15 protein-coding genes are annotated in these 18,933 nt (G+C 51.9%); 3 read left to right on the top strand and 12 right to left on the bottom strand.

Annotated elements, in window-relative coordinates; translation table 11 throughout:
• Positions 1 to 129 precede the first annotated feature (129 nt).
• Complete coding sequence (gene argR / locus D9734_RS00195) at positions 130 to 600, top strand: transcriptional regulator ArgR (RefSeq protein WP_064529494.1); 471 nt, start codon at positions 130 to 132, stop codon at positions 598 to 600.
• A gap of 365 nt (positions 601 to 965) precedes the next feature.
• Complete coding sequence (gene yhcN / locus D9734_RS00190) at positions 966 to 1,229, top strand: peroxide/acid stress response protein YhcN (protein WP_000695690.1); 264 nt, start codon at positions 966 to 968, stop codon at positions 1,227 to 1,229.
• Positions 1,230 to 1,284: 55 nt separating this feature from the next.
• On the opposite strand, the gene D9734_RS00185 is transcribed toward yhcN, so the two are convergent.
• From D9734_RS00185 to aaeX, 4 genes are all read right to left on the bottom strand, one after another.
• Positions 1,285 to 1,557 carry a barstar family protein gene (locus tag D9734_RS00185; RefSeq protein WP_001028998.1) on the bottom strand — a complete coding sequence of 91 codons (273 nt, stop codon included), beginning with the start codon at positions 1,555 to 1,557 and terminating at the stop codon, positions 1,285 to 1,287.
• A gap of 252 nt (positions 1,558 to 1,809) precedes the next feature.
• Positions 1,810 to 3,777, bottom strand: coding sequence for a p-hydroxybenzoic acid efflux pump subunit AaeB (aaeB, locus tag D9734_RS00180; RefSeq protein WP_130204530.1), 1,968 nt, complete (start codon positions 3,775 to 3,777; stop codon positions 1,810 to 1,812).
• 5 nt (positions 3,778 to 3,782) lie between these two features.
• Positions 3,783 to 4,715: a p-hydroxybenzoic acid efflux pump subunit AaeA gene (aaeA, locus tag D9734_RS00175; protein WP_130204528.1), complete on the bottom strand. Its 933-nt coding sequence runs from the start codon at positions 4,713 to 4,715 to the stop codon at positions 3,783 to 3,785.
• 7 nt (positions 4,716 to 4,722) lie between these two features.
• A complete protein-coding gene (gene aaeX, locus D9734_RS00170) occupies positions 4,723 to 4,926 on the bottom strand; it encodes a p-hydroxybenzoic acid efflux pump operon protein AaeX (RefSeq protein ID WP_000051841.1) in 204 nt (67 codons plus the stop codon).
• A gap of 182 nt (positions 4,927 to 5,108) precedes the next feature.
• Between aaeX and aaeR the strand changes: the two genes are divergently transcribed.
• Positions 5,109 to 6,038: an HTH-type transcriptional activator AaeR gene (gene aaeR, locus D9734_RS00165; protein WP_130204526.1), complete on the top strand. Its 930-nt coding sequence runs from the start codon at positions 5,109 to 5,111 to the stop codon at positions 6,036 to 6,038.
• A gap of 79 nt (positions 6,039 to 6,117) precedes the next feature.
• Here the strand turns inward: aaeR and tldD are convergent, their stop codons facing one another.
• The 8 genes from tldD to csrD form a co-directional block, all read right to left on the bottom strand.
• Entirely contained in the window at positions 6,118 to 7,563 is a 1,446-nt protein-coding gene (gene tldD / locus D9734_RS00160) for a metalloprotease TldD (RefSeq protein ID WP_130204524.1), read from the bottom strand.
• 431 nt (positions 7,564 to 7,994) lie between these two features.
• Positions 7,995 to 11,795: an AsmA2 domain-containing protein YhdP gene (yhdP, locus tag D9734_RS00155; RefSeq protein WP_130204522.1), complete on the bottom strand. Its 3,801-nt coding sequence runs from the start codon at positions 11,793 to 11,795 to the stop codon at positions 7,995 to 7,997.
• Positions 11,796 to 11,861: 66 nt separating this feature from the next.
• A complete protein-coding gene (rng, locus tag D9734_RS00150) occupies positions 11,862 to 13,331 on the bottom strand; it encodes a ribonuclease G (RefSeq protein WP_000123197.1) in 1,470 nt (489 codons plus the stop codon).
• Positions 13,321 to 13,914 carry a nucleoside triphosphate pyrophosphatase YhdE gene (gene yhdE, locus D9734_RS00145; protein ID WP_130204520.1) on the bottom strand — a complete coding sequence of 198 codons (594 nt, stop codon included), beginning with the start codon at positions 13,912 to 13,914 and terminating at the stop codon, positions 13,321 to 13,323. Before yhdE ends, rng begins: the two co-directional genes overlap by 11 nt.
• 8 nt (positions 13,915 to 13,922) lie before the next feature.
• Positions 13,923 to 14,411 (bottom strand): rod shape-determining protein MreD, encoded by a 489-nt coding sequence (gene mreD / locus D9734_RS00140; protein ID WP_130204518.1) that lies wholly within the window; start codon positions 14,409 to 14,411, stop codon positions 13,923 to 13,925.
• Positions 14,411 to 15,481, bottom strand: a complete 1,071-nt coding sequence (gene mreC / locus D9734_RS00135; RefSeq protein WP_130204516.1) for a rod shape-determining protein MreC — start codon at positions 15,479 to 15,481, stop codon at positions 14,411 to 14,413. The genes mreD and mreC overlap by 1 nt, the downstream gene beginning before the upstream one ends.
• 65 nt (positions 15,482 to 15,546) lie before the next feature.
• Complete coding sequence (mreB, locus tag D9734_RS00130) at positions 15,547 to 16,590, bottom strand: rod shape-determining protein MreB (RefSeq protein WP_000913396.1); 1,044 nt, start codon at positions 16,588 to 16,590, stop codon at positions 15,547 to 15,549.
• Between the two features lie 305 nt (positions 16,591 to 16,895).
• Positions 16,896 to 18,836 (bottom strand): RNase E specificity factor CsrD, encoded by a 1,941-nt coding sequence (gene csrD, locus D9734_RS00125; protein ID WP_130204514.1) that lies wholly within the window; start codon positions 18,834 to 18,836, stop codon positions 16,896 to 16,898.
• Positions 18,837 to 18,933: the final 97 nt, after the last annotated feature.

Genomic DNA, 18,933 nt, shown 5'->3' with positions numbered 1-18,933 from the left:
CAATCACGAAATTTGATAAAATCCCGCTCTTTCATAACATTATTTCAGCCTTCTCCAGGGCAGACTGTTTGCATAAAAATTCATCTGTATGCACAATAATGTTGTATCAACCACCATATCGGGTGACTTATGCGAAGCTCGTCTAAGCAAGAAGAATTAGTTAAAGCGTTTAAAGCGTTACTTAAAGAAGAGAAATTTAGCTCCCAGGGCGAAATCGTCGCCGCATTGCAGGAGCAAGGCTTTGACAATATTAATCAGTCTAAAGTCTCGCGGATGTTGACCAAATTTGGTGCTGTACGTACCCGCAATGCAAAGATGGAAATGGTTTACTGCCTGCCAGCTGAACTGGGCGTACCAACCACCTCCAGTCCGTTGAAGAATCTGGTGCTGGATATCGACTACAACGACGCTGTTGTTGTAATACATACCAGTCCTGGCGCGGCGCAGTTGATTGCGCGTCTGCTGGACTCTCTGGGCAAAGCAGAAGGTATTCTTGGCACCATCGCAGGTGATGACACCATCTTTACCACCCCTGCTAAAGGTTTCACCGTCAAAGACCTGTACGAAGCGATTTTAGAGCTGTTCGACCAGGAGCTTTAATCTCTGCCCCGTCGCTTCTGGCGGCGGGGAAAATATTGCATTCTCCATTCATCGCCCTGCTTTCCCCTGCCATTCATTTAACGAATAGTGCGTTTTATAGCGACAAAACATTCACACAACAAATACACAGAGCAAAAAACGCACATTTTGCAAAAACACATATCTTATTGAAATGAATGTTATTTCCACTAAACACCCGTATTTTTAATTCACTTTTGTTATAAAAATTAATCTTTTTAACAATTCTCACTCAATAGAAACAGTTAGCGTGGTATTAATTAGCTCAATAATTAGTGTATACTTAATTTTGTGATATGGGTCACGAAACAAAGGCCCAGCTAAAAGATTATGTCGAGGTAAAAATCATGAAAATCAAAACCACTGTTGCTGCATTAAGTGTGCTCTCTGTCCTCTCTTTCGGTGCTTTCGCTGCCGATTCCATTGATGCTGCACAAGCTCAAAATCGTGAAGCCATCGGCACCGTGTCCGTCAGCGGTGTAGCATCTTCTCCAATGGATATGCGTGAAATGCTGAACAAAAAAGCGGAAGAGAAAGGCGCGACTGCTTACCAGATTACCGAAGCGCGTAGCGGCGATACCTGGCACGCCACAGCTGAACTGTACAAATAAACCCTCATCGTCTTGTCCGACGACATTGCCCCCGGTTTGGGGGCTTTTTTTTGCGCTAGTGACGAACATTAAAACGCAAATGCCCTTCCAGCTCTTCCTCCGCCTCATCAAACAGCAATATTAACGCGCCAAAACGCCGACGCGTTTTTTCTCCCAGATGAACAAATTCGATCTCCAGCGGTAGCGGCAGAACATCGTTCATTAATACATCCCACAGTGAGTCGAGATCGCGCACCTTATCTTTCGCCAGACCAAAGGTTTGGCGAAAGTCGCGATAAAAGTCCTCCTGACTCTCAATCTCATCAAAATCAAAGCTATAGATATTCATCTGTTGCCACCGTCACGTTTCGCGGCGAGTTCTGCCGTTCATCGCTAAGTATAGACATGAAAAAACCGACGCTTTTGGCATCGGTTTCTGATTACTGACAAAGTGCACTTTGTTCATGCCGGATGCGGCGTGAACGCCTTATTCGGCCTACCAGGGGGTGCAAATTCAATATAGGCCTGATAAGCGTAGCGCATCAGACAATTTGGAGTATGTCAGCAATCTCAACCGACACCTTTTGGCGTCGGCTTTGACTTAATTATCGGTTAGCGCGTGCTGGTATTTATGCAGCATACCGGTAAGCCGATGCACCGGTTCCGTGACCTGCGGCGGCGCTTGCCAGATGCGTAGTTTTTCCTGGTAGATATCCAGTTCTTCCAGCAACTGACCGAAGTAACGACGGCGTTTGTCATCGCTGCGGGCAGAAATCACATGGTCCGCTGTGCGGCGCATTTGTCGGTGAAATGCCGATAAATCATCATTCACGGGTATCGGCGCATCACGCAATCGCTGGTGAGCGATAATCATCGTTAACGCCAGGCGAAACTTCGGCAAATCGCCGGGAAATTTATTCATCAGCAAAAACAACTGCTGATAAAGCGCTGGCAGATGGTTCTCTTTACGCCGGGCGACATTGGTGGTCATCGCGGAAACAGCGGCAGAAACAAACTGATTAAGCAGCACGCGTCCTGTCCTGTCGCGCGATTTATCCCGCACCAGTAGAATGACGATGAACGCCAGCACACAGCCCACAATTTGCCCCAGCGCGCTATCGAGAAACTGACTGAACTGAAAGGTCATCGGGTTATCCAACACGATAATATTAATCGTACTGGCCAGCGCGCCCATCGATCCCAACCGCCGTTTCTGCACTTCAATACCAAGGAAAAATCCCAGCACCGCCAGGCTAAGGCACAGCAGCAACATACTCTGTTGGGTATTGGGGATAATCACCAAAAAATAGAGCAGTCCTAACGGTAGCGCAGCTACCGTGCCGTAGATAAAGTCGATCGCCACCATGCGTGGATTAGGTAAACGCATTGCCAGCGACGTTACGACGGCAATCATCACCATTGCGCCACTGCCGGAGGTCCATCCGGTCCACAGCCAGAACAAAGTCCCCAGCATGCAGGACAGCGTGGTACGCCAGAAGTTGACCATTGCATGATGGCGCTCGGCGGATTCTACTTTTACTTCCGGCTCACCTTGCAGGATCTCTTCTTCAGTGGCGTTAATTTTGGTGTTACTGATAACGCCTCGCTTGAGCAACTGATAACGCGTTGCCGCCGCAACCCAGCTATAAATAGTGATGGGTGTTTCACGTTCCCCGGTCCAGGCAATCACTCGCCGCAGGCGTTTTAGCTGCTTATGGACGTCCTGCGCAGTTTCTACCGGCGTGTCAAAAAATTCGCGGAAGGTATCAGTGATCAACTCCGGGCGCGAGTTCTGAATGAGATAAGTTTCGCAGGACTGGGTGATCAGCGTCAGCGACAACGTGTTGATCGCTTTTAAACGCCGATTGGCACGCGCCCAGCGGGAAGATTCCATGTTCAGATTGCTACGCATCCCTTGCAGCGCCGTGGTGCGGCGAACCAGATCGCCCCAGGCCTTATCAACAATCTCGCCATCACCATGTTTGATGCATAATTGCATTAGTTGATATTGCGCCACCAGCAAACTTTCCAGCTCTCGATCCACTTCTTGTTTGATCGATCGTGGAGAAAAGAGCAGATCCGCCACAATAGCACACACAATACCAATGACGATTTCACTACAACGTTCAACGGCAAACTGCGGCGTCAGCAGCGGTTCTGGCTGAATGGTAATCACAATGATCAGCGCTGTATAACCGGCAAGCCCCCACGCATAGGAGTTCTCTACTCGTACCAGCGAGGAGAGCCAGGTACAAAAACCGGCCCAGATACAGCACACCAGAATCATCAACAATGGTGCACGGATCATCGCAATAATGATCACCAGCCCGGCAATACAACCGATAAATGTACCGATGATGCGCAAAAAGCCGCGATAGCGGATGGCACCAGAGTACGGTTCGCCACCGGCGGCAAAGGCAGGACCGGCGGCAACAATCGCCGCAGTCAGAACAGCCCAGCGTGGTGTTTCAAGCTGAAAATGAAAGCCAACAAACAGCGCCAGCACAATGGCGGTCGCCAGTTTTACCGCGAAGCGAATATGTTGGTTAGCAATGGAGAAAATACCCATCGTGATTAACCAAACTCACGCAGGCGATGGGCCATTTTACGGAAGAACGAATCCTGACTTTCATCGCGATCTTGTTTACCCGTAACCACCACAGTAGCGGTAGTCCCCGCAGGCCAGATGTTATCTTGCTGGTTGTCGAGACGAATACGTACCGGGACACGTTGCGCCAGACGCACCCATTCAAGGTTGGAATCGATGGTCGCCATCCCTTTGTCGTCACGCGTACTGCTGGCGTTAGTGACCCCAGCGGCAACACTATCGACAGTCCCTTTCAGCACTTTATTGCTACCAAGCGGCGTAATTTCTGCGCGATACCCAGGACGTACCCCTTCCAGCTTGGTTTCTTCCATATAGGCCAGCACATAGAAGGAGTTCTGTTTCACCAGCGCTACAGCCGTTGAACCACGCGTAATAAATTCACCGGTATAGACGTTGAGGTTGGTCACCCAGCCATCTGCTGGCGCGCGGATCACGGTACGTTCAAGATCCAGTTTTGCCAGATCGCGGGTTGCCTGAGCTTTCGCTAACTGATGCAGGACCGTTTGCAGCACGTTATTGGCCTGGTCTATCTCTTCGCGAGACATCGCCTGTATGCCGAGACGGTTGCGACGTCCAGCTTCCTGGCGTTTTTCCTGCGCCAGTACCTGATAATAGGCAACATCAGCTTCCGCTTCTTCGAGGGCCTTTTGGTAGCGTGGCTGGTCGATGGTGAACAGTACCTGTCCTTTTTTCACCAGCTGGTTATCATGAACATTCACTTGGGTGATGAGTCCGGAGACATCCGGCGCAATCGCGACCACATCGGCGCTAAAGCGCGCGTCACGGGTCCACGGAGATTCGGTGTAATAGACCCAGGCATTAAAAATTGCGATGAAGGCCAGAATGACTAATACGACCGTGATGGCCGTACGGGAGAATTTTCTTATTAGTGTTTTCACTTCAACCTCAAACGAACAGTCGCGATATCAAATAAAACAAACAGCAATAGAGCGCGGTGTTGAACAGCGCCGGATGCCAGACGAAGTCGTAGATACCTGTTGGCACAAGGACCCGGCGCACCAGCCAGAAAATCGCCAGTGATAAAAGCAATTCGAAAAATATCGGTGGGAAGGACAGCCCAAACACCACGATAACGGGAAACAGACTCATGTTGACCTTGGTTGTATAGAGAGAGCAGGTGTTATTATTTTCAGCATCTGTCGCCGCAGAGAAGGGCATAGAAAGCCGGGCGAGAGCAACATTGCTGTAGATTGATATTTAATATATTAGCGTAACTGTTATGCTGTTATCTATATTATGTGATCTAAATCACTTTTAAGTCAGAGTGAATAATGGAACGACTAAAACGCATGTCGGTTTTCGCCAAAGTGGTTGAATTTGGTTCGTTTACCGCCGCCGCCAGACAGCTTCAAATGAGCGTTTCATCCATCAGTCAGACGGTGTCTAAACTGGAAGATGAGTTGCAGGTAAAGTTGTTAAACCGCAGCACACGCAGCATTGGCCTGACCGAAGCAGGTAGAATTTACTACCAGGGCTGCCGTCGGATGCTCCATGAAGTGCAGGATGTCCATGAGCAACTGTACGCCTTCAATAACACGCCTATCGGGACGCTGCGCATTGGCTGTTCTTCAACTATGGCTCAAAATGTTCTCGCTGGGCTGACGGCAAAAATGTTGAAAGAGTACCCTGGTTTAAGCGTCAATCTGGTTACCGGAATTCCTGCACCCGACCTGATTGCCGACGGCCTGGATGTCGTGATCCGCGTCGGCGCGTTGCAGGATTCCAGCCTATTTTCCCGCCGTCTGGGGGCGATGCCGATGGTGGTGTGCGCCGCTAAAAGTTATCTCACACAGTATGGCGTACCGGAAAAACCCGCCGATTTAAGTAGCCATTCATGGCTTGAATACAGCGTGCGTCCGGACAATGAATTTGAACTGATCGCGCCAGAAGGGATTTCGACTCGCCTCATCCCACAAGGACGGTTTGTCACTAATGATCCAATGACGCTGGTGCGCTGGTTAACGGCAGGCGCTGGGATCGCGTATGTACCGCTGATGTGGGTGATCAATGAGATCAATCGTGGGGAGCTGGAGATCCTGCTGCCGCGTTATCAGTCGGATCCACGCCCGGTTTATGCACTGTATACCGAAAAAGATAAGCTGCCACTGAAGGTGCAGGTCGTGATCAACTCACTGACGGATTATTTTGTCGAGGTCGGTAAGTTGTTTCAGGAGATGCACGGGCGCGGGAAAGAGAAGTAATTCATCTGCGTGCCGGATAAGGCGTTTACGCCGCATCCGGCAACCAATGCCTGATGCGACGCTTACCGGCCAGGATAGATTACGCGGTACCGCCAACGGTCAGGTTGTCGACTTTGAGCGTCGGCTGGCCCACGCCAACTGGCAAACTCTGCCCTTCTTTACCACAGACACCCACGCCGTTATCCAGTTTCAGGTCGTTGCCCACCATCGAAATTTGCTGCATGGTTTCGATACCGGAACCAATCAGCGTTGCGCCTTTCACCGGTTTCGTCACTTTACCGTTTTCAATCAGATACGCTTCTGAGGTGGAGAAGACAAATTTGCCGGAGGTGATATCCACCTGACCGCCGCCGAAGTTTGGCGCATAGATGCCATACTCGACGGATTCAATGATTTCCTGCGGCGTCGATTTACCCGGCAGCATGTAGGTGTTGGTCATACGCGGCATGGGCAGGTGCGCATAGGATTCACGACGACCATTACCGGTCGGCGCCATACCCATTAAGCGAGCGTTGAGTTTATCCTGCATGTAACCTTTCAGGATCCCATTTTCAATCAGCACGTTGTACTGACCCGGCGTACCTTCGTCATCAATCGCCACCGAACCACGGCGATCAACCATCGTGCCATCATCCACTACCGTACACAGTTCAGATGCTACCAGTTCGCCGACCTGGCCACTAAAGACCGAAGTGCCACGGCGGTTAAAGTCGCCTTCCAGACCATGGCCCACCGCTTCATGTAACAACACGCCCGGCCAGCCTGCGCCGAGAACCACCGGCATAGTGCCCGCTGGCGCGGCAACGGCAGAAAGATTGACCAGCGCCATACGCACTGCTTCTTTCGCCCATGCATCCGCACGGACTTCACCGTCGAGATCGGCAAGGAAAAATTCATAACCAAAACGACCGCCGCCGCCGCTGGCGCCGCGTTCGCGTTTACCGTCTTCTTCGACCAGAACGCTTACTGAGAGGCGCACCAGTGGACGGACATCTGCCGCCAGGGTGCCGTCGGTGGCCGCAACCAGAATTAATTCATAGACGCCACTGAGGCTGGCAGTCACTTCCTGTACGCGTTTGTCGGCTTCACGGGCAACTTTATCGACGCGACGTAAAATATCCAGTTTCTCCTCGCGGCTCATGCTTTGCAGCGGATCAAGCGAGGTATACAGCGGGCTATGCTCTACCGCGCCCAACGTCTGTACTTTGCCATCACCACTGTCACGGACAATGGTACGCGCCGCTTGTGCGCTCTGTTCCAGGGCCAGCAGGCTGATTTGGTCGGCGTAAGCAAAACCGGTTTTTTCACCGCTGACTGCACGCACGCCAACGCCCTGATCGATGTTGTAAGAACCATCTTTGATAATGCGGTCTTCTAAAACCCAGGATTCGTGATAGCTCGACTGAAAATAGAGATCGCCGTAATCGAGGCGACGTTCGGCCAGTTGACCGAGAATCGCGAACAAATCCTGATGTTTCAGGCCGTTCGCCGCTAGCAATTGTTCACTTACCAGGTTCAGACTCATCGTTTTTGTTACTCGTTAGTTACTTCGGTAGAGGATTTTTTACGGCTGTCGGATGCGGCGTGAACGCCTTATCCGACCTACGGTTATGTTCCGGTTTGTAGACCTGATAAGACGCACAGCGTCGCATCAGGCAACGGCTGCCGGATGCGGCGTGAACGCCTTATCCGACCTACGGTTATGTTCCGGTTTGTAGACCTGATAAGACGCACAGCGTCGCATCAGGCAACGGCTGCCGGATGCGGCGTAAACGCTTTATCCGACCTGCGGTTATGTTCCGGTTTGTAGGCCTGATAAGACGCACAGCGTCGCATCAGGCAACGGCTGCCGGATGCGGCGTAAACGCCTTATCCGGCCTACGGTTATGTTCCGACTCGTTGGCCTTTGGCAACGATTATCTAATGAGATTGGGGCAATTACGCGCCATCGTCAAATCATTGCGCTTTTTCTTTACGCGGTTGGCGCAATACTTCGTTGATTTGCGGAGCGTCCAGCGGACCAGAAATGTGGTAGCGCAAAATGGAGACTTTGCTCCACAGCGGCCCCAGCACTTTACTGGCAGCAAACACCGCCGCACCGACAATGGGGTTAACCGCAAAGGCCGCAGCCACACCCACCGTCGCGGAAATTTCTGGTGCGACAACCGCCTCCATATTCAGATCGCGGCGTACCAGATTTACCGACCCTTTCATGGCGATATCCGCTTCCAGTCCATCCACCAGCGTGTCATCAGTGTGCATAACACCGTCTTTAATCCACGCCGTGCTGCGAATGGAGTCAAAATAGAAACCTTCGCCAAAGGTATCCCTGAAATCAAAGCGCAGCTTTCGCATCAGAGCATCGACGCTCAATAAGCGCAGCAATTGCCCGGCATGTCCAGTGCTGATGTCGGTAATTTCACCTTTGCCCAGTTGAGTATGGATGATGCCATTCAACGTTGCCTCATCCGGCTGCCACGGCGTTTTCCGCCAGTGTAAATCGTAATCCACATTAAATGACGACTGGCGTATTGGCGTCGTGACACCAAAAAATTCAGCAGCGGCATCAATTTTCTGCCCGCGTAATTTTCCTTTCAGCGAGGTACGTTCATTCCCCGGATTGTTAACCCATTCACCCTCGGCAGTAAGCCGCGAGAAACCGGTATCAATCAGTCCATTAGCCAGCGTTAACGTATCGCCAGAAATGGTGATATCGCTGTCGATGCGACCGAATTTTTGCCCCCAGAACCAGCACTCTGCGCAACGTATTTGCGCATCCGGCCAACCACGGAAGCTAATGCGCTCCGTAGTTGGGAAAGGTGACGACGGCGTGGAGTCACCAGTGGTTTTCGCCACGCTGGGGTTGTAATAGAGATATTTAATCGTCGCCAGCCACGGCGCGTTATTGCGCATTGCCAGCGTAGCGTTGATTTCACGTCCTTGCGCCTCGACCTGAGTGCCATTTGCCATCGGTTGCGAAACAATACTCAGGTTATTCCATTGCTGATTTCCCAACGACAACGCTGGCGTACGCAACGTAATGTGCTGGGGAAAACTCACCGCACTACCGACTTTATCCGTCGCGCCTTTCTGGAAAAGCGCCAGCCACTCGGCACCATCCATCGATGGCATATTTAACTCAACACCGCTTTGTTCCGGTAACGGCGGAAGCGTTTTACTGTCTGCCGCCCAGATAGCGCGATCGAGCGTCAGCTTTTGACCGAGCAACCAGCGGCTGTTGAAATGGTTATCCGCGCCAGCCTGTCCGGTTAATTCAAAGCTATTGAGGTTGCCATCGACCTTAATGTTAACCGGCAGCGATTCGCCAGCGGGTTTGGCTAACGGCGAAGGTAAGTGACTACTCACATTCTTCAGATCACCGTTCAGTTCTACGTTATACGTTGCGCCAGCATGATAAGGCAGCTCAATGCCCACTTTACCATCCCAGGCCACGCTGCCGCTTAACGCTTCATTCACCGCTTCAGGCAGAACGTCAGTTTTCGCTGGCTGCCAGTTACCGTTGAGATTCACCGCGACCTGGTAGGCTTTCGCCCCTTCTTTGGTGGAAAAATCCACGTTCAGTGGCTGATTAAACCAACTTGCTGTCAGTGGTTCGCTTTGCAGATCGCCATTGATAAAGCTGAATTTACCGCTCAAATTTTTCAGTGTGCTATCAAGTGGTTTGATAAACAGACTGTTATTACGCAGCGTCACTTCGCCTTTCGCTGTAACCAGTTCGCCGTTCAATGGGATATCGAGATGTAAGCGAGCATTCACATCGCCGTCGAGCTGGAGTTCTTGCAGGGTTGCTCCCAGAGAGTCTTTCAGCGGCGTCTCATCAAAGTAAGGACCAACCGCTTTGCCCGGACCTTTAATGTCAGCATCAATCAGCAATTTTTCTTTCGAGTAGTCAGGGATCACTGCGGTGAGATTACTCGCGCGCACGCCGCCCAGATTGACGCCATCGGTTTTCATCCATAAACCGTCGTTTATGAAGTCCAGTTCAATATCGAGATTAGTTAACGCTGGCCAGTCCGGCTGGAAGGCAAACTTCGCGTTACGCAGCGGCACCAGCACCTCAAACTGACCTTCGTTGTGTTTATAGGGGAAGAGTTGCGGATTGCCGCCATAAACCAGCGTCGCGTTATCCGCTTCACCGCCCTGAATTGCGCCACTTAAGTAATCGACTAACTCTTTCCCCATCAGATTTTCTGGGAAATAGCGCCACGCTTGTGAACCATCATCGGTGCTGATACCCGCCAGAATGCCCAGCCAGGGTTCATCATTAGTCGGTTGCAGGTAGCGGAAACCGCCACGTGCATGGACGGCTTTGGCTTTAACATCAATGTTGCGGCCATCAAGCTGGAAACCTTTGTCGTTATTCAGCCAGCTTAGGGTCGCCTTACCGTCAGCAATTTCCAGCGGTGCGCGGAAAACTGTTTCGTAAGGCATTTTCGCCTGTTTCATGGACGCGGTCAGTAAACCATTTTCTACACTACCGGAAAGCGTCCCGGAGAAATGTTCCGCGCCCGGCAGTAATTTCCATTGCTTCCAGGCCAGATCGCTCCACGATGCCTGAAAGCGAGTCTTGTCTGCTGCCTGAAGCGGGATATCCAGCGCCAGGGTGTTGATCTTGCCGCTCGGTTGCGTAGACCGCCAGATGTCGCCCAGCGCAGGTGAAAGTTTTGCTGCCAGCGGACGAATACCTTCCAGCCCCGCCAGTTCCAGATTGCTGGCGCGAATCCGCAGTTCGTCACTGCGTTTATTATTCTTTCCACCAACATCCTGTTCCGGTATCCAGGCCAGCGTCAATGCCCCACTCGGCCAGCGTTTGCCATCCATCGTGATGCGGGTATCAGGAATAGAAAACTGCCAGCCGGGATGTTCACGCGTAATGTGTGCGGTGAGATTATCTACCGCCAGTGAATGCGTTTGCTTCTCGCCCAACCAGCTGGCACCGCCCTGTTTCAGCCAGACGTCACCGCCGGTTACATCGCCTTTGTCGATCGTCATCCAGCCTTCGAGGGAGAACTGCGCCGTTTCCAGCGCAATGTTGTCCTGCATCCATTTACCCAGCCACGGCTTCAGGTCAATATCATCAGCCTGTAGCCAGACGCGACCGTTGCTTAACAGCCCTTCGTCATCACGCAAATCCATGCGAACTTGCATCACGCCGTGCTGCCCGGTGAGGCTGGAGAGGCTTACCTGGCCTTCCGCACGGTGTCGACGCGGATTGTTAAGCCAGGTGAGTTGCGGGATCGCCAGTTCGGCGCGCTGACCGGATGGCGTGAGGAAACTGACTTCGCTGTCGCGGAGATCGAAGTGATCAAACTGACGAAGAAACAGGTCGCTGATGTGGCTGGCTTCCAGACCATCATTACCACCACCGCTGGTGATGGGCGTATTGGTGCGGAAACGCAGTTGCCAGAAAGTCAGATCGCGAAACTGCCAGCGCATATGCAGCAGGCTCTGCCAGACATCCAGCGCCAGAGTGACGCGTTTGACAGAAAACTCACCGCCATCTTTCAGCTCCGCGCGAATGTCGCGCGCTTCAAGCGTGGGGCCAAAATTCTGCCAGCTGGCGGAAAGCTGGCTGGCTTCTACCGGCATGCCGGTAGCAGATTCAATTTTATTGAGGATTTCTGGACGCCAGGCATCAAGATGCGGCAAAGCAATACGCAGGCTGCTGACCAGCAGCGCAGCGATCACAACGAGCGCGGCTCCAGTAAGCAGTAAAATCCCCGGCAATCGCCTCACCCGTCACTCCTTGTCTGCTAAAAATGTGACTCAAAAAACTTTGCCGGATGGCGGCCCAGCATTTGTTTACATCATGACGACGTCAAACTGCTCCTGGTTGTAGAGCGGTTCGATTTGTACTTTAACCTGCTTACCCACAAAAATTTCCACTTCCGCCAGCGAGTGCGACTCTTCACCTTTCAAGGCCTCGGCAACTGCCGGAGAAGCATAGACCAGGAAACGGTCGGAGTCGTAAGCATGGTGCACGCGAACAATCTCGCGCATGATTTCATAGCATACCGTTTCCACGGTTTTCACCGTTCCGCGACCGTGGCAAGTTGGGCATTCGTTACACAGTACGTGCTCAATGCTTTCGCGGGTGCGTTTACGCGTCATTTCCACCAGCCCCAGCGCCGAGAAGCCGTTAACGCTGGTTTTCACCCGGTCTTTGCTCAGCGCCTGTTCCAGCGAATGCAGTACGCGGCGACGGTGATCCTCATTATTCATGTCGATGAAATCAATGATGATAATTCCGCCCAGGTTACGCAACCGTAACTGGCGAGCAATGGCCTGCGTCGCTTCAATATTAGTATTGAAGATGGTGTCGTCCAGATTGCGATGACCGACAAACGCCCCGGTATTGATGTCCACGGTGGTCATCGCTTCGGTCTGGTCGATAATCAGATAACCGCCAGACTTCAACTCAACTTTGCGTTCCAGCGCCCGCTGAATCTCGTTTTCGACGTCAAAGAGATCGAAAATCGGCTGGCGCCCCGTGTAATGCTCCAGCTTGCTGGTCATTTCCGGAATGTACTCAGAAGTGAACTCAAGTAATGCTTCGTAAGTCAGCCGTGAATCAACGCGAATGCGGTCCAGCTCGGCATCGGCAAAATCACGCAGCACACGCTGCGCCAGCGCCAGTTCACCGTACAGTTGATAACGCGTCTGTGGGCGCTTTTTACGCTCCATGACTTTGGTCCAGACACGCTTCAGATAAGCGGCATCGGAGGCTAGTTCAGCTTCGCCTACACCTTCTGCCGCGGTACGGATGATAAATCCGCCCTGCTCGTCGCAATACTCGGCGACCACTTTTTTCAGGCGTTCACGTTCGGATTCACTTTCGATACGTTGGGAAACCCCAACATGAGACGCTCCTGGCATAAACACCAGATAGCGAGATGGCAGCGTGATATCCGTGGTCAGGCGCGCGCCTTTGGTACCAAGCGGATCTTTCACCACCTGTACCATCAGATCTTGCCCCTGACGGACCAGTTCCGAGATGTCACGCACCGTAAATTGTTTTTGTTCCTCACCTGCCACACATTCGGTGTGCGGCATGATGTCAGAAGCGTGTAGAAACGCAGCTTTATCCAGCCCAATATCTACAAAAGCCGCCTGCATACCCGGAAGTACGCGACTTACACGACCCTTGTAGATATTGCCTACTATTCCGCGTCGCGCCTCACGTTCAATATGAATTTCCTGCAGAATACCGCCATCAATATACGCCACTCGTGTTTCCGAAGGCGTTACGTTTACCAACAATTCAGCCGTCATGTTTATCCCTTTTCTCACGCAGTGCGTTAAAATTACTCAATAATTCACACGTTTCAACCAGCGGTAAGCCGACTACGGCGTGATAGCTGCCATTTATCTTCCTGACAAAACAACCACCAAGCCCCTGAATACCGTATGCACCTGCTTTATCTAACGGTTCACCGCTGGCGACATAGCCCGCGATATCTTCATCTGTTAACGTTCTGAAAGTCACATCGGTCACCACCAGGCAATCGAGAATGTACTGGCTGTCGGCCATCGCCACTGCCGTCATTACCTGATGGGTCTGCCCCGATAATTTGCGCAACATCTGCACCGCATGATCGGCATCGCGCGGTTTCTCCAGTACTTCGCCGTTCAGAATCACAATGGTATCCGCACCCAACACCGGGAGATCCTGCGCGGCTTGCGCGACGCCCGCCTGAGCTTTCTCGCGCGCCAGACGCACAACGTATTGCTGAGCGCTCTCCTGCGGAAAGCGTTGCTCCTCAATGCCCGTAACGATACGTTCGAAGGAAACACCAAGTTGCGCAAGTAACTCCTGCCGACGCGGAGAACCGGAAGCTAAATACAGAGAAGTCATAGAAACCTTTATTGCACTGCAAACTGCTGACGAATTTTGCGCATCAGCATGAAAATCCACGGCCAGAGCACGCCATTGACTACACTACTCCAGAATACTTCCGGTCTGAAAGAGACGTTGATCACTAAAAACTCTGCCCAGAAAACAATAATATCCACAACCAACGAAAGCAACATGACGACCAGCGCCTGCTGCCACAATGCCAGATTACGGAAAAGCTGGAATTTCAGCGCGACCAGATAAGCAATGATACTCATCGATAACGCCCGTACACCGAGCGTGGAGCCACTGATCAGATCCAGTATGGCACCCATCACAAAACCTGTGCCCACATTTACGCGATGGGGCAAGGCGAGGCTCCAATACAATAAGATGAGCAAAACCCAGTTAGGCCGGAAAACGATAAGATTATCCGGCCAGGGCATAATTTGCAGTAATAACGCAATGAGGAAAGAGAGCCAGATAACCCAGCGCCCCTGGCTACGATAGCTCGCCACTATTGCCCTCCTGGCGTACGCGCAGGTGGTTGAGTACCACTCTGCGGCGGCGTAGCCCTTTGTGGAGAGCGGTCAGCGGCAGTACCTGTTGCAGGTTGCTGCGGGCTTGGCTGGGTAATTCCCGTTGCCGGTTCAGGCAGTTTTGGCCCCATTGCATCTGGCGAAGGCAACACCTGCGGCATCATTTGCATCAGGCGTTCATTAGCAACGCGATGCACCTCTTCCGGCGTCATCGGGTTGGCCCCGTTACGATCCGCCCCCCACAACAGAAGCAGATAACGTAAACGTTGCAGTCCCGCAGTCGGACGCGCCTGAATCACGGTATATGCGCGCTGGGTATCGAGTTTCACGGAAGAGACAACCGCCACCGGATAACCTTCCGGGAAACGACCGCCCAGACCTGAAGTCACCAATACATCACCAACACGAATGTCAGTATTCGCCGGTAGGTGCTCAAGCTGTAAATCATCAGTACAGCCATTACCCGCCGCGATAACGCGGATATCATTACGCAGCACCTGAATCGGCAGCGCATGGGTCGCGTCGCAGATCAGCAGTACGCGGCTGGTCAATTTTGCGACCGCCACCACCTGGCCGACCACACCTTTATCGCTAATGACTGGCTGGCCTTCGTAAACACCGTTGACACTGCCTTTGTCAATAACAACCTGATCGCTGTACGGATCGTTAACAGTAGAGATAACCTGGGTCACCATCTTCTGTTCGTCCTGACGCAGCGGAGAACCCAGAAGCTCACGCAAGCGCGCGTTCTCCTGTTTATATTGTCCCAGCATCAGCAGATCGCTGTTTTTCAGCAGCAACTCCTGACGTAACGCCCGGTTTTCAAGTTCTAGTTGGTCACGCGAGGCCAGCGTCTGCGATACGCCATCCAGCAATTCACGAGGAGCATTGGAAATAAAGTAGAAAGGACTGACAGCGGTATCCATATAGGTACGGATTTGACTGAAAGTCCCCAGGCGGCTGTCGGCAATAATAATGCCGAGCGCCACCAGCACCGCCAGAATAAGGCGAATCTGTAGCGACGGGCCACGGCTAAAAATTGGCTTCATAAGTTATGCGTATTCTCGTATCAGACCAGGCAGGATAAACAAACGCTTCCCCTGCCTGCATCCGATTACTCTTCGCTGAACAGGTCGCCGCCGTGCATGTCGATCATTTCCAGCGCCTTGCCGCCACCGCGCGCCACACAGGTCAGCGGATCTTCAGCAACAACGACTGGAATGCCGGTTTCTTCCATTAATAAACGGTCAAGGTTACGCAGCAATGCGCCACCGCCAGTGAGCACCATTCCGCGCTCAGAGATGTCGGAAGCCAGTTCCGGCGGACACTGTTCCAGCGCAACCATCACTGCGCTAACGATGCCGGTCAGCGGCTCTTGTAGCGCTTCGAGGATTTCGTTGGAGTTCAGCGTAAAGCCGCGTGGAACACCTTCAGCCAGGTTACGACCACGAACTTCAATTTCACGCACTTCATCGCCCGGATAAGCCGAACCGATTTCGTGTTTAATACGCTCTGCTGTCGCTTCACCGATCAAGGAACCGTAGTTACGACGAACATAGTTGATAATGGCTTCGTCGAAGCGGTCACCGCCGATGCGTACAGAAGAGGAGTAAACCACGCCATTCAGCGAGATTACGGCAACTTCAGTAGTACCACCGCCGATATCAACTACCATGGAACCGGTCGCTTCAGAAACCGGCAGACCGGCGCCAATTGCCGCGGCCATCGGCTCTTCAATCAGGAACACTTCACGGGCGCCAGCGCCCTGCGCGGATTCACGAATTGCGCGGCGTTCAACCTGGGTTGCGCCAACCGGCACACAGACCAGAACGCGCGGGCTTGGACGCATAAAGCTGTTGCTGTGCACTTGCTTAATGAAGTGCTGGAGCATTTTTTCAGTCACGAAGAAGTCAGCGATTACGCCATCTTTCATTGGGCGAATAGCAGCAATATTGCCCGGCGTACGGCCCAGCATCTGCTTCGCGTCATGACCTACTGCAGCCACGCTTTTTGGTGAACCGGCACGATCCTGACGAATGGCCACCACGGAAGGCTCATTCAATACGATGCCTTGTCCTTTTACATAAATGAGGGTATTCGCAGTACCCAAGTCAATGGACAAGTCATTGGAAAACATGCCACGAAATTTTTTCAACATACTAAGGGATAATCCTGAAAGCTGGGGCGGAAAAGAAAATCCGCTTACTTTACCAACCACACGCAGCAGCGACAAGGCGCAAAAATCATCTGCTACGGTGAAAATTAGTGCAGTTCGTTTCCTTTGTTACAAATCTCTGCCTGAGTCCAGATTAGGCTAAATGCGTCAACAGCATTCCTCGCCTGTTTGCAACTGCGTAAGGTCATTCATCTGCATATGTGCTGCAACAATCTGGCGAGCAGATAAGCACACTCCCACGAAACGCAGCGCGCGTTATTCTACGTGAAAACGGATCAAACGGCAGGTTAAACCGAGTATCTTTGTGAATATTTTTTCACGTTAGTATCAAGTGGCTGTGAGGACGCGAAAAAATCCCCCTGGCCACCCAAAACCCCGCGCTGAATCAGGGTCTGCCACTCGCTTCGCGAACGTACGCCAGTCGCGTAAACCTGGGTATTGGTCCCGGAACAGGCTTCTACCATGCTCTGAACCAACAATTGGTTTTCCGTTCGCTTCTCAATATTTCTTACCAGCCCCGGATGAAGCTTGAGTAATTCGACATTCAGTTCTTTGATCCAACTGGTACTTACCAGCGTCAATCCAGCCTGGTTAACGGCAACTCGAACCCCTAAAGCATTCACCAAACGAATGACAGATTGCAAGCGACCGATATGTTGACCAACATCAGCCTCTGCAAGTTCAATAATTATGCGTTTTCGTTGTGATTTTTCACACTGCATCAACGTATCGCGCAGCCAACGCTGGAAACGCGGGCGGATCAACGACTCAACGGTCACCTGAATCGCCAGATTTTCTTGCGGCCAATAGCGTAACAGCGGGATGAGACGACTGATTTGCAGGCGGTCATACTCTTCCGATAAACCAAACTGCAACACCATCGGCATATATTCCGCCGAGCTTACCTCTTCATTACCATCAAAGATGCGACACATAATTTCGCGATGATGAACCTGCCCTTCCCGGGTGACCGCAGGTTTTTGATAAAGCCTGGGACCGCCACGACTCAACATTTGTTCGATTAGCGTACGCCAGCGAACGTTGCCGCGCCCTTTTTCTGGTAATGAGTCATCGTAAATCGCCCAGCTATTACCCCCCTGTAATCCCGCATTACGCGTGGCGGATTCGGCATGGTCCATCACTTGTTCTGTTTCCTGGCCGCTACGCCAGGCACAGATGCCGATATGAATCATATCTTCACGATCGAGCATTTTATTGCTCGGTAAGGTATCAACCGCTTTGATCAACTGCCCGGCAATGCTCTCCGCCTCTTTTAAAGTCCGATGCGGCAACAGCGCGGCAAAATCGCTACGGTGATAGCGCGCCAGCAGTGCACCTGGATAGCGCATCATAAATGTCGACAGCAGATTCGTCAGAGTGAAGAATTGTTCTTCGGCCTGGCTGTGTCCCCACGTGTCGCTCAACATATTGAAATCAGGTAGACGGATCATCATCACGATCCCGTGAGTCCCTACCTTCTCTTGATCTTCCAGCAATGTAGCCAACTGGTTGTCGAAAAAGAGACGGTTATTGAGGCCGGTTTTGATGTCCTGCGCGGCGTAAGAGCGAATCAGCGTATCAAGACGGCTGTGCTGTTCACGCGCATTCTGAATTTCTGAAAGCAGCATATCCAGCGCACTGCTGGTTCCTGGCGGCCATTCATAGATGGAGCCAAGCACATTCGGCCCACGCTCCCCGTTTAAGATACGCGCCGAGCGAGTTTCCAGTAGTTCTTGCCCGGCAAGTTGCCGCTGCAACCAGCGTACTGCAAGGAAGAGCATAATAATAATAAAACCAATTGCCCCAGTGAGCGGCGCGGTGGTCATCAGCGAGTGAAAATAGTTTCCCATCGGGTCCTGATAAACCAGATGTAGCGACATTCCTGGATGTTTAACTAACGGAACGGTCAGTTCGCGAAACAGATCGCTGGTGCCAACAGGGCGGTAACTCCCCTGGCGGGAAAGGGTATAAACCTGTTTGTTATTGTGTAACAGGTCCACGCGAACGATATCTGCTGACATCATCAGTTCACTGATTTGTGGCCTCAGCGAGCTGAAATCAGACGACACCAGATGCGTATCGATCGCCGTCGCCACCGCCTGAACGCGATGGCTAAACTTATACTGAATCGCGTTATAGAAACTTAACGAGCAGCCCATCAAAGTCACAAAGATCGTTAACCCGGTGAGCAGCGTGACAAAGGCCGAAAATTTCGTCGTTAATCTCATCCTTGTGTTAACTCCGATAGTGAGGAAGCGGGCATACTAGCAAATCAGATTTATCTCGCAATTTATTGCGCTTCATCGACTTTGCTTTTCAATTAGC

This window comes from Escherichia sp. E14S1, from assembly GCF_004211995.1.
GTDB lineage: Bacteria > Pseudomonadota > Gammaproteobacteria > Enterobacterales > Enterobacteriaceae > Escherichia.
Note: the sequence above shows the minus strand (reverse complement) of the source record. Positions and strands in the feature narration are given on the sequence as shown.